Genomic DNA, 11,643 nt, shown 5'->3' with positions numbered 1-11,643 from the left:
ACCAATGTGCAGATACGCCACAGGGCGAAACGGTCGATAATGAAGGTTGTTCTGACAGTCAAAAGGACACGGATGGAGATGGAGTAACAGATGATATTGATTTATGTCCTGGAACACAATCAGGTGAAACCGTAGATTCCAACGGCTGTTCTGCCGCCCAGATCGACTCAGCTCCTTCGGCAGTAATCTTTGACCAGGTACCAGCGCCTAATGCAACAGATGTGAATACACCTATTTCAATTAGTTGGTTGGCATCCACGGATGCCGAGGGAGATGCCATTACTTATGATGTGTATTTAGGAACGGATTCAGCGAACTTAGATTTAGTCAGTCCAAATCAAACCAGTCTATCCTTCACTTCAACCGAACTTGAATTGGGAACCATCTACTATTTACGTGTAGATGCAAAATCAACTACATTCGTGACTACAGGTGAAGTGAGAAGTTTTGAGACTTCATTCACTGGATCATTCACGGACACCAGAGATGGTCATGTATATGGAACAATTAAAATTGGATCCCAAGTTTGGATGACGGAGAATTTAGTCTTTAATTCTACAGGATCATATAGTTACGACGATAATACATCCAACGATGCAGACTATGGCCGTCTGTATGAGTGGGCCTTTGTACAGGCTGCAACTCCTACAGGATGGCACTTGCCAACGGATGATGAATGGAAAACTTTGGAAACTGAATTAGGAATGCCTGCAAGTGATCTCAATATTACTGGTGAATTAACACCAAGAGGGACAGACCAAGGTACACAAATGAAATCGGGAGGATCGTCAGGATTGAATTTCCCAATGGCAGGATACAAAGATGGAAGTACTTACGTCTCAATAGACCTCAGAACGTATTTGTGGGTAAACACGGATGCAGGGGGTGGAAATATTTTCAGAAGAAAAATTGACGCTGCAAGTCCATCATGCTTTAGGTTTTCAAATTCAGCGGGAACATTTGCTATCAGCGTACGTTTGGTAAAGGACCAATAATAGAACATTGTTTTGGATAATTTTATTAAGTATAGTCCAAAAAGGAGGACTATCTCCTAAAGTGTGTAAATAGAAAATAGCTGGGGCATGCCCCAGCTATTTTTTTGTTTAATTTTAAATATTTACACATTATGAAAAAAGAAGAATTATTCGACGATGAATTTCTAAAACAGTTCAAGACCGGAGATGAGCTCAATGGTTTTTTAAAGGAACTCCAAAAACGTGGTATCGAGAAGATGCTGTAAGGGGAACTGGATGGTCATTTGGATTATGATAAGCATCAAAAATCAAATCAAAGCAATTCTCGGAAGGGGTTTTCCAAAAAGAAGGTACGCACTTCTTTCGGGGAATCCGAAATAGCCGTACCAAGGGATAGGGATGTTTCCTTTAATCCCATGATAGTGCCCAAACGCAGCAACATGGTCGACGTGATCGAGAACGTGATCGTATCTCTCTACGCCAAGGTGATGAGCAACAGAGATATCGAGGAGCAGATACGGGAGGTCTACGACTTTGAAGTCTCCACTTCGACCATATCAAGGATTACCGACAAGGTATCCGGCGATATCGTAGCCTGGCAGAACCGCCCCCTGGAACCTGTCTACCTTATTGTTTGGATGGATGGCATCGTGTTCAAGGTACGTGAGAGCTCCAAGGTCAACAACAAGACTGTTTATATCGCCGTAGGCTTGCGCAGGGACGGTAAAAAAGAAGTGATGGGGCTCTGGCTGGGCAAGAACGAATCGGCCGCTTTCTAGATGAGCGTACTGACCGATATCAGAGCACGTGGCACCGAGGACATCCTTATTACGGCCACCATCAAGAACGTGTTCCCGGAATCCAGGACCCAGATATGTGTGGTGCACCAGATAAGAAATGCTTGTAGGTATGTGGTCTGGAAGGATAAGAAAGCATTTACCGCTGATATGAAACATATTTACAACGCCCCTACCCAAGAGGCTGCCAAAGCCGCCCTGGAGGACTTTTCAAAGCAATGGGAGTCCTAGTATTCCTACGCCATAAAAAGCTGGAGGGACAACTGGCAGGAACTCACCGTGTTCTTAGAGTTTCCATTGGAGATCCGCAAGATCATCTATACCACCAACCTTATTGAGAACCTTAATGGAAAGATTAGGAAATACACCAAGAACAAGCTCTCGTTCCCTACGGATGAAGCAGTTATGAAGTCCACTTTTCTTGCTCTAAGGGAGGCCACGAAAAAATGGTCCATGCCCATCAGGAACTGTGGAATAATCCTAAATCAGTTTTTGACTATATTTGAAAAAAGGGTCCAACTTTAAAAAAAGTCAAACCCTCGGTTTTTTAATTTACACACTTTACGGGATAGTGTCATTAATTTATTAAGATTGTGAGATTGAGTTTTGATTCTTGCAAATAAATATTGAGTCAAACCAAATACCTCTTGATATTAATACTTCAGAGGCCATCATTGTTCTTCTCCTATAGGGCACTCCAGTAAATTTTAAGCATAAAAAAACGGATTGGCAGTAACCAATCCGTTGATTTCTATAAACTTAAGTTTTGTAGCGAGAACGAGAGTTGAACTCGTGACCTCCGGGTTATGAATCCGACGCTCTAACCAACTGAGCTACCTCGCCATGCTGTTTTTAACGGGTGCAAATATAAAGTTAATTTTCTGTCCTAACCAAATTAGATTGCTAAAAAATATTATCTCGGTTTTATTTTTTTATCATTTATAAATATATATATTGTCCGCCATAAACACTATTCAGAATGAGCGATAAAACAAAATTTGAAGTTGAATTTGTAATTCAATCCTCCCCACAACTACTATATCAATATATATCGACCCCTTCAGGCCTTTCAGAATGGTTTGCGGACAACGTAAATTCTAGAGGTGAAATGTTCAATTTTATCTGGGACGGCTCCGAAGAGCAGGCAAAATTATTAAAAAGAAAGAGCGACGAATTTGTAAAATTCACTTGGTTGGCCGAAGAAGATGATAGTTTTTTTGAAATGCGCATCATTGTAGACGAAATTACTAAGGATGTCTCCCTTTTTATTACCGATTTTGCAGATGAGGATGAAGTGGACGAAGCTAAAATGCTTTGGGAGAACCAAGTATCCAGCCTAAAGCAAGTCTTGGGTTCGGCCTAAGGCATTTATGGAATAAAATGTATCTTTGGCCTTGATTTTTTCAAGGCTTTTTTTTATGATAAATTTTAACGGAAATCTTCTTTCTAAAGAAACATTTTATCTAAACCACGAAAATAGGGGACTGCGCTACGGAGATGCCCTGTTCGAGTCCATTAGGATCGTAAATGGCAAAATATTTTTTTGGGAAGACCACTATCTTAGGCTTATGGCCTCTATGAGGATCTTAAGGATGGAAATTCCTATGAATTTTACCATGGAATTTCTTGAAGAACAGTTGTTGGCTTCCGTAGACGCCAATAGCCTTATGGAACAGCCGGCCCGGATAAGGTTTACCGTGTTTAGAAATAATGGGGGATTATATCTGCCCCAGACCAATGATGTATCCTACATTATGGAGGCAAATCCATTGGATTCCCCTTTCTTTATCTTAAACAATGATACCTATGAAGTAGAGCTTTTTAAGGATTTTTATGTGAATCCGGATATGCTTTCTACCTTAAAGACCAATAATAAGGCCATTAATGTGGTAGGCAGTATTTTTGCTTCCGAAAATGGCTACGAGAACTGTCTGTTGCTGAACACTGAAAAAAGGGTGGTAGAAGCTCTAAATGGCAATTTGTTTTTGGTGAAGGACCAGCTTATCAAGACCCCATCCTTAAAAGATGGTTGTTTAAACGGTATTGTTCGTAAGAAACTGATCGCTATTTTGGGTTCCTTGGATAAATACCAATTTGAGGAATCTTTCATCTCTCCCTTTGAGCTGCAGAAAGCGGATGAATTGTTTATAACCAATGCAATCACAGGTATTCAACCCATTACAAAATATAGAAAAAAGGAGTATGATACTAAGGTAGCAGCCGATTTATTGGGCAAGCTAAACGCTGCTGCAAGGTTGAACTAATAGTATTAATTTAGGTTGGGGTTTTCCGGGGCATTGGACCATATAAGGTAATTGCCCCCAAGTTCCATCATTTTTTCTTTCCAAAAAGCATTGGAAGATTTTTGGATAATGGCACTTTCGTAGACATTTTTTACCACGACCCATGATTTTGAGATCAATTCCTGGTCCAATTGCAAAGAGGACCAACCGGAATAGCCTAGAAAGAAACGGATATCGTTTTCAGATATAACCTTATTATTGATCAGGTCAACGATAGATCCAAAATCTCCGCCCCAATAAATACCGTCGGAAATTTCAATACTGTTTTCTATTAGTTCCGGGACCTTGTGGATAAAATAAAGATTGTCCTGTTCAACGGGACCGCCATTATAGACCTGAAAAGGGATATCTATTTCCGTAACGAGATCGTTTATACTGTAGTCCAATGGTTTGTTTAAGATAAAACCAACAGATCCATCTTGGTTATGCTCTGCCAACAAGACTATAGACCTGTTAAAGGAAACATCACCAGAAAGAGTAGGCTCAGCAATAAGGAGTTTACCTTTTTTTGGCTTTTCTGCGACCATATCGTTTGTTCTAGTATCTCTAAAATAAAACAATTCCGTTAATCTGAAAAGCGTTTTGCACAAAAAAAGCACTTCCTGTTAGAGAAGCGCTTTCAATGTATAGTAATATTATGATTAGTTTACTGCACCGCTCAAATCAGCACCGGCCTTAAACTTCACTACATTTTTAGCTGCAATTTGGATAGTCTTTCCAGTTGATGGATTTCTACCTTCTCTTGCATTTCTTTTAGATACAGACCATGATCCGAAACCTACTAGAGATACTCTACCACCTTTTTTTAGAGATCCTTCAACGTTTCCTAAGAAAGATTCCAATGCCTTTTTAGCTGCGGCTTTAGTAATGCCAGCATCAGCTGCCATTGCATCGATTAATTCTGTTTTGTTCATAATTTCGATAAATTAAGTGTTATTAATTATAATTAAATACTTCAACAAATTTATACGGATTTGCCATTAACGCAAGTAAAATGGGGGGAAATCCACAATTTTGTTGATAACTTGAAACGTTTGTTGATAAAGTAGGGTTTTTTTTACGTTTCCCCATAGCCCCAATGAACATGGGGGTTTACCCAACATAGGCGTTTTCTGCTAATTTTAATCCGTTCAACACCTCTTTGGTGGTCATTTTTCTTTTGCCCGGCAATTGAATTTCCAATAGATTGATGAATCCCCCCTTTACGGCAACCTTAAGTTCATTTTTAGTGTCAGCAATGTTTCCTACTTTTAATTGATGTGGTTCCAAATCCATTTTAGCGGAGTATATCTTTAGAAAAAGCTCGTCCTGCCCATTGCGCAAAGTTGTCCAAGCGGTAGGATACGGGCTTAGTCCCCTGATAAAATTATAGATGGTGCCAATATCTTGGTTCCAATCAATCTTACAGGTCTCTTTATGTAATTTGGGGGCTTCCTTTAGGGGAATATCTTCCTCTTGTTTGGAAGGGGCTATTTCTTTGCGTTCCAATTTGTTTATGGTTTCCAGCACCAAGTCTGCCCCAAGATGCATTAGCTTGTCGTGCAAAGTACCTGCAGAATCTTCTTCCGAGACACTTGTTCTCTTTTGAAGTAATATGGCCCCGGTATCTATTTTATCATCGATAAAGAATGTGGTTACCCCTGTTTCCTTCTCTCCGTTTATAATGGCCCAATTGATAGGGGCCGCACCACGGTATTGGGGCAGGAGGGAAGCATGAAGGTTAAAAGTGCCTAGCTTGGGCATATCCCATACTGCTTTGGGCAACATTCTAAAAGCGACCACAATCTGAAGTTCTGGCTTTAATTCTTCCAATTCTTCTATAAAATTCGGGTCCTTCAAGTTTGTGGGCTGTAAAATTCTAAGATCCTGTTCCAGAGCATAGCTCTTTACAGCGGATTCGTGCATTTTTCTTCCCCTGCCGGCCGGTTTGTCCGGGGCGGTAATGACCCCAACAATGTTACAATCGCTTTTCACTAGCTTGTCCAAAATGCCCACTGCAAAATCCGGGGTGCCCATAAACACTATTCGTGGTTTGCTCATCTTTCGATTATTTCGTACTGGTTAATAGAATTCACTCGTATTCTCTGATCTTCCAACAATCTTTGTAAGGCCAAAATAACAGAACTTTCCTTATAGGTCAATAATTTTATCAAGCCTCTGGAATTTTCCTTTTTCACCATCAAAATTTGCAATATATCCTGTTCTATAATCTTTATAATATTATTATTTATTGGATTTTTTTGCTGACAGACATCACATTTTCCACAGTTTTCGGTGGTAGTCTCACCAAAGTAGCTTAATATTCGCCTACTCCTACAAAGTTTGGAATTCTCAATATAGGCCAACATACTTTCCACATTGTCCTTCTTAACTTGCTGTATCTGTTTTATTTTTTTTGCGAAGATATTGATCGTTCTTTCATCCTCCCGGGGAACCAAAAATGTAATTTCAAGATCGCTGTGCTGGGCATGGTATTCAATTATTTCATCTTTTTCCAATTTTTCCAATACTGCTATTACCTCATTTTCGGTCTTGTTGGTTTTTTTTGAGATCACCAAAGGATTGATCTTGGTATCAAAATCGAAAATACCACCGTAGGTTCTTAAAATGGTTTGAATGATGGGTGCCGTTTGCTGATTCTTATCCAAATAATCGAAGATTTCCCGTTTGGAAGCCATCATCCGTACGGTCGTCTTTTGTGAGAAGGCTTCCGTTAGGGATATAACGGAGTTTTGATCCAACAGTCTTAAACCGTTATAGGTCAATGTTGTATTGAGCTTGTAAGTATCGCAAAAGGAATTAAAGGGCAATTGAAAAGTTTCACCGCTTCCCTCCCCAAAGGGAATCTGAAAATAGTTGACCAATTTTCGGTATAACAACTTAAGAAAGTCAACATCGGGCAACACGCCTAAAAATTGCTTGCGTACCTGGGCCTCATCGGTCCGATTGGTAATTAAAATAGCGCTTGCGGGATTCCCGTCACGACCTGCCCTTCCGGCCTCCTGAAAATAATTTTCCATACTGTCCGGAATTTGATAATGTACCACCAGACCAACATCGGCCTTATCTATACCCATACCAAAGGCATTGGTGGCCACCATGATCTTCACCTTGTTTTCCAGCCACTGGTTCAATCGGGTATCTTTTTCTTTTTTGGTAATACCACCATGAAAAAAAGTAGCCGTATGACCTTGCTGGGATAAGTATTGGGACAATTCCAAGGTCATTTTCCTACTTCGGACATATACTATGGTACTTGTTTTGGTCTGGCCACATAATTCCTTTAGTCTGTATTTTTTGTCCTGCTCCCAGCAAACACTAAAGGTAATATTGTTCCTGGAAAAGGAATCTTTCACCACCAGAGGTTGTTCCAGTTGTAAATTATTGCAAATATCCTTTACTACCATGTCGGTTGCCGTGGCGGTCAAAGCGATCATAGGTATGTTGGGTACCAATTCCTTAAGCAGGTGGCATTCCAAGTAGGCGGGTCTAAAATCGTTGCCCCATTGACTAATGCAATGTGCCTCATCAATGGCAATAAGATTTACGTTCATTTGACGAATACGCTCTTGGATTAGTTGCTGTTGCAGTCTTTCGGGAGATAAATAAAGGAATTTATAGTTACCGTACAGACAATTGTCCAACAGGTTGTTTACTTCATCGAAGGAAATTCCCCCGGTAAGGGCAATGGCTTTTATCCCTAATTTCTTTAAGGCTTCTACTTGGTTTCTGATCAAAGCGATCAATGGCGATACCACAATGCAAATCCCGTCTCGGGCCAATGCAGGTATTTGATAGCATAATGATTTGCCTCCTCCTGTAGGGAGAAGGGCCATAACATCCTGTCCGTTCAATACGGCACTTATAATGTCTTCCTGCGAATTTTTAAAATCCGGAAACCCCCAAAACTTATGCAATATCTCCTTAGGGTGCTGCTGCACTATAGATTCTTTATTTTATTGAGTATAAAGGTAACCCTTCCTTCCACGGTTTCCTTGGGAACATTTATAATTTTATAGCCGTATTTGGTATAGGCCTTTTCCAAAAAGGTATGTATACGCTCTGCTTCTTCGAAGTTTTCATAACGTTCATTGTCAGATTCGTGTATTTCTTTCCAGGGTGGAAGTAAAAAAACGTGGTCGTACCTATAGTTTTTACAACTCTCTACAAAATGCTCGCCATAAGATTGCCCAAAACAATCCATATAGGCCACTACGTCCGGGATACCACGATCAAAAAATACCAAGGATTTGTCCACTTCATCGGCAGCTTGGAATTGTTTTATTCGGCCCTCCATAATTCGTTCACTAAAAAGTAATGGGTCCGAAACGAATAACTGGGGAATACCTTGTTGCCTTGCTTCCAAGGTGATTTCGCGTGATATCTCACTAAAACAAAAAAAGCCTTCCTCTTCTATTTTGTCTATGATGGAAGTCTTTCCAGTACTAGGTCCACCTGTGATGACAATTTTTTCTATATTCAAATAACGCCGTTTAAAGTTCTGCAAATTCATGCATAAAATGGTGCTGCAAAGTAATGAAATAGCCTTAAGATTAAAAAATTGACAATGATACTTTATATATTTGCAAAAACATTGGCATGAATCAAGATAAATCCGAGGAATTTTATAGCAGATTAAAGGAGAAATTGGCCGAAACCAGTAAATGGCCTTCCAATTACCTCTATAAATTTATAGTCCCTACCGACCCTGAAAAAATTAAGCAGATACAGGATATATTTGATAATACGGGAGCAGTGATCGAATCCAAGCAATCCAAAAATGCCAAATACACCAGTCTGTCCATTACTGTCAACCTTAAAAATCCGGATGCAGTAATACGCAAATACAAGGAAGTAGGGGAGGTAAAAGGGGTAATATCACTCTAAAATAGTATTTGTGGCATAATTTTGTTAATTTGCAGACGTTATAAGAGCACTTCCTTATCATAAATAAATTACAATAAATATTTCAATTTGAATTTAGTAGAAAACTTAGAATACAATACTGAGCGACCAAAGCTCATTATACCTGAGTATGGGCGCCATTTCCAAAAAATGGTGGATCATGCCATAACTATAGAGGACGATGCGGAACGTAACCGTGTGGCGCAGGCCATAATAAGTGTTATGGGCAACATACAGCCACATTTGAGGGATGTACCCGATTTTCAACATAAATTATGGGACCAATTGTTTATCATGTCCGATTTTAAATTGAACGTGGACTCTCCATTCCCGATTACCTCGAAGGAGACCCTTCAAAAGCGTCCGGATCCTTTGGAATATCCTCAAAATTTTCCAAAATACAGGTTTTATGGTAACAATATTAAGCGCATGATCGATGTGGCCGTAAAATGGGAAAAAGGTGATATGCGCGACGGATTGGAATATGCCATAGCCAACCATATGAAAAAGTGTTACCTAAACTGGAATAAGGATACGGTGGACGACAAGGCAATATTCAAGCATCTGTATGAGTTGAGCGACGGACAGATAGATCTTGCCAAAGACGGGGAAAACTTGACAGAAAGTGGCCAATTCCTTAAAAATCGTGTGGCAAAAACACCTAGGACCAGTTCTGGTAAAAAAACGCAAAGAAATCAAAACCGCGGTAAAAAGCGGTACTAATATTCTCAAACCTTAATGGGAACATTTAAAATAGAAGGCGGTCATCAATTACATGGTGAGATTACACCGCAAGGGGCAAAGAATGAAGCATTACAAATACTCTGTGCCGTACTACTTACCTCAGAAAAAGTGTCGATTACCAATATTCCGGATATTGTAGACGTAAATAAACTAATATCCTTATTGAAGGATTTGGGGGTTAAGCTTGAAAAGAAAGGGCAAGGGTCCTATACCTTTATTGCCGATGACATTAATTTGGAATACCTGCAGTCTGCCCAATTTAAAGAAGACGGCAGAGGCCTTAGGGGATCCATTATGCTCGTAGGTCCATTATTGGCGCGATTTGGCAAGGGATATATACCCAAACCGGGCGGTGATAAAATAGGACGTAGGCGATTGGATACCCACTTTGAAGGTTTTATAAAATTAGGTGCCAAATTTAGATATAATAAGGAGGAACACTTTTATGGTGTTGAAGCCAAAAAATTGAAGGGCACCTATATGCTCTTGGATGAGGCTTCGGTTACCGGAACAGCGAATATTGTTATGGCCGCAGTACTTGCGGATGGCAAAACCACCATATACAATGCAGCCTGCGAGCCTTATTTACAGCAATTGTGCAAGATGCTGAATAGGATGGGAGCTAAAATTAGCGGAATAGGATCCAATTTATTGGAAATAGAAGGTGTGGATAGCCTAGGAGGCACAGACCACCGTATGCTTCCGGATATGATAGAAATCGGCAGTTGGATAGGATTGGCGGCCATGACAAGGAGTAATCTAACTATAAAAGATGTTAGTTGGGACGATCTGGGACAGATCCCCACCGTTTTTAGAAAGTTGGGAATACAACTGGAACGTAATGGAGACGATATCATTATTCCAGAACATAAGGATGGCTACGAGATCCAGAATTATATAGATGGTTCCATTTTAACGGTGGCAGATGCACCATGGCCGGGACTTACTCCAGATTTGTTGAGCATTATTCTAGTGATGGCTACCCAAGCTAAAGGCGAGGTTTTGATCCATCAAAAGATGTTTGAAAGCCGTTTGTTCTTTGTAGATAAATTAATAGACATGGGAGCCAAGATCATTCTTTGCGATCCCCACAGGGCTACCGTTATCGGACATAATTTTAAATCCAGCCTAAAAGCCACCACTATGGTGTCTCCAGATATCAGGGCAGGTGTTTCCTTGTTAATTGCGGCATTATCAGCAAAAGGCACCTCTACTATTCACAATATTGAACAGATAGATAGGGGTTATGAAAATATAGATACACGATTGCGTGCCATTGGTGCCAAGATCACCAGAGTGTAATCAAGAGCATCACTTCAAAACAGAACAAGGACTTTTCAATAGAAAGTCCTTGTTCTGTTTTATATAGAAGTCATTGGTCAAGTTGCTTCCAACGAATTCCCTTTTAATTTAAAAATGAATGTTATTCTGTCCTGTTAACTTATAACGCGACTAATTTTCTCTCCAATAATTAAAAGATCGCTCACTTCTTCTTTTGTAAAGTCGTAGGGAACTGGTTTTGCAATACCGAGGGTACCGTAGAGTTTTCCATTCAGCATCATAGGGGCTGCAAGGGAGCCTTCTACTTTTGTTTCTTTGGCAGCAGGTCGCGCTACTCCGGAAGCATCGGTCTGTAGATTACACATTTCTACAGGTTCACGACGTTCCGCCGCTATACCAGCCATTCCTTTGCCTATTGGAATCTCTGAAAGCTTGGGCAGCAAAAAGGGAGGTATACCTTGATGGGCCTGGACCTTTAACAATTTTGATTTATCATCCAAAAAATGGATCGTACCAGTGGTACAGTCAAAAGCAGCGATTACCGATGAAAGAACTTCCTGCCAGTCAATGGTTTCTTTTTCAAGAAGGGTGTCTATTATGTTGTTCCGTTGTGCATTATCTGTATTCATATCTTTAGAT

The 11,643-nt window shown here is 40.1% G+C and carries 12 protein-coding genes, 1 tRNA gene and 1 pseudogene; 7 read left to right on the top strand and 7 right to left on the bottom strand.

The annotated features are described in order from the left end of the window. Both MWU84_RS03900 and MWU84_RS03895 read left to right on the top strand, forming a co-directional pair. Positions 1 to 995: FISUMP domain-containing protein (locus tag MWU84_RS03900; RefSeq protein WP_281502499.1), on the top strand; the 995-nt coding region annotated here is incomplete at its 5' end. 131 nt (positions 996 to 1,126) lie between these two features. Then, a pseudogene (locus tag MWU84_RS03895) lies at positions 1,127 to 2,296 on the top strand (IS256 family transposase). A gap of 244 nt (positions 2,297 to 2,540) precedes the next feature. Here the strand turns inward: MWU84_RS03895 and MWU84_RS03890 are convergent. After that, a tRNA-Met gene (locus tag MWU84_RS03890) sits at positions 2,541 to 2,614 on the bottom strand. A 136-nt stretch (positions 2,615 to 2,750) separates the two neighbouring features. Between MWU84_RS03890 and MWU84_RS03885 the strand changes: the two genes are divergently transcribed. Together MWU84_RS03885 and MWU84_RS03880 are read left to right on the top strand one after the other, a co-directional pair. After that, entirely contained in the window at positions 2,751 to 3,134 is a 384-nt protein-coding gene (locus tag MWU84_RS03885; protein WP_246898474.1) for an START-like domain-containing protein, read from the top strand. Between the two features lie 55 nt (positions 3,135 to 3,189). Next, positions 3,190 to 4,035: an aminotransferase class IV gene (locus tag MWU84_RS03880; RefSeq protein ID WP_246898473.1), complete on the top strand. Its 846-nt coding sequence runs from the start codon at positions 3,190 to 3,192 to the stop codon at positions 4,033 to 4,035. Between the two features lie 5 nt (positions 4,036 to 4,040). On the opposite strand, the gene MWU84_RS03875 is transcribed toward MWU84_RS03880, so the two are convergent. The 5 genes from MWU84_RS03875 to MWU84_RS03855 form a co-directional block, all read right to left on the bottom strand. After that, on the bottom strand, positions 4,041 to 4,601 hold the full coding sequence (locus MWU84_RS03875; protein ID WP_246898470.1) for a YqgE/AlgH family protein: 561 nt from the start codon (positions 4,599 to 4,601) through the stop codon (positions 4,041 to 4,043). Between the two features lie 114 nt (positions 4,602 to 4,715). Next, a complete protein-coding gene (locus MWU84_RS03870; protein ID WP_031443811.1) occupies positions 4,716 to 4,988 on the bottom strand; it encodes an HU family DNA-binding protein in 273 nt (90 codons plus the stop codon). 178 nt (positions 4,989 to 5,166) lie between these two features. Continuing rightward, positions 5,167 to 6,114 (bottom strand): methionyl-tRNA formyltransferase, encoded by a 948-nt coding sequence (gene fmt / locus MWU84_RS03865; RefSeq protein WP_246898469.1) that lies wholly within the window; start codon positions 6,112 to 6,114, stop codon positions 5,167 to 5,169. Then, positions 6,111 to 8,015 (bottom strand): RecQ family ATP-dependent DNA helicase, encoded by a 1,905-nt coding sequence (locus MWU84_RS03860; RefSeq protein WP_246898467.1) that lies wholly within the window; start codon positions 8,013 to 8,015, stop codon positions 6,111 to 6,113. The genes fmt and MWU84_RS03860 overlap by 4 nt, the downstream gene beginning before the upstream one ends. Further along, entirely contained in the window at positions 8,015 to 8,557 is a 543-nt protein-coding gene (locus MWU84_RS03855; protein ID WP_246898465.1) for an ATP-binding protein, read from the bottom strand. The genes MWU84_RS03860 and MWU84_RS03855 overlap by 1 nt, the downstream gene beginning before the upstream one ends. Before the next feature lie 116 nt (positions 8,558 to 8,673). On the opposite strand from MWU84_RS03855, the gene MWU84_RS03850 reads away from it, so the two are divergent. From MWU84_RS03850 to murA, 3 genes are all read left to right on the top strand, one after another. Then, the gene (locus tag MWU84_RS03850; protein WP_246898463.1) at positions 8,674 to 8,961 is read left to right on the top strand and encodes a DUF493 family protein; all 288 of its coding nucleotides are present in this window, start codon (positions 8,674 to 8,676) and stop codon (positions 8,959 to 8,961) included. An 87-nt stretch (positions 8,962 to 9,048) separates the two neighbouring features. Further along, positions 9,049 to 9,702, top strand: a complete 654-nt coding sequence (locus tag MWU84_RS03845) for a DUF4290 domain-containing protein (RefSeq protein WP_246898461.1) — start codon at positions 9,049 to 9,051, stop codon at positions 9,700 to 9,702. 15 nt (positions 9,703 to 9,717) lie between these two features. Next, positions 9,718 to 11,025 carry a UDP-N-acetylglucosamine 1-carboxyvinyltransferase gene (gene murA / locus MWU84_RS03840; protein WP_246898459.1) on the top strand — a complete coding sequence of 436 codons (1,308 nt, stop codon included), beginning with the start codon at positions 9,718 to 9,720 and terminating at the stop codon, positions 11,023 to 11,025. A 134-nt stretch (positions 11,026 to 11,159) separates the two neighbouring features. Here the strand turns inward: murA and MWU84_RS03835 are convergent, their stop codons facing one another. Continuing rightward, positions 11,160 to 11,633 (bottom strand): GAF domain-containing protein, encoded by a 474-nt coding sequence (locus MWU84_RS03835; RefSeq protein WP_246898457.1) that lies wholly within the window; start codon positions 11,631 to 11,633, stop codon positions 11,160 to 11,162. Between the last annotated feature and the right edge of the window lie 10 nt (positions 11,634 to 11,643).

Origin of the sequence: Arenibacter sp. F20364, from assembly GCF_023015905.1 — a bacterium.
Classification (GTDB): domain Bacteria; phylum Bacteroidota; class Bacteroidia; order Flavobacteriales; family Flavobacteriaceae; genus Arenibacter.
This window is presented reverse-complemented; position numbering and strand designations above follow the sequence as displayed.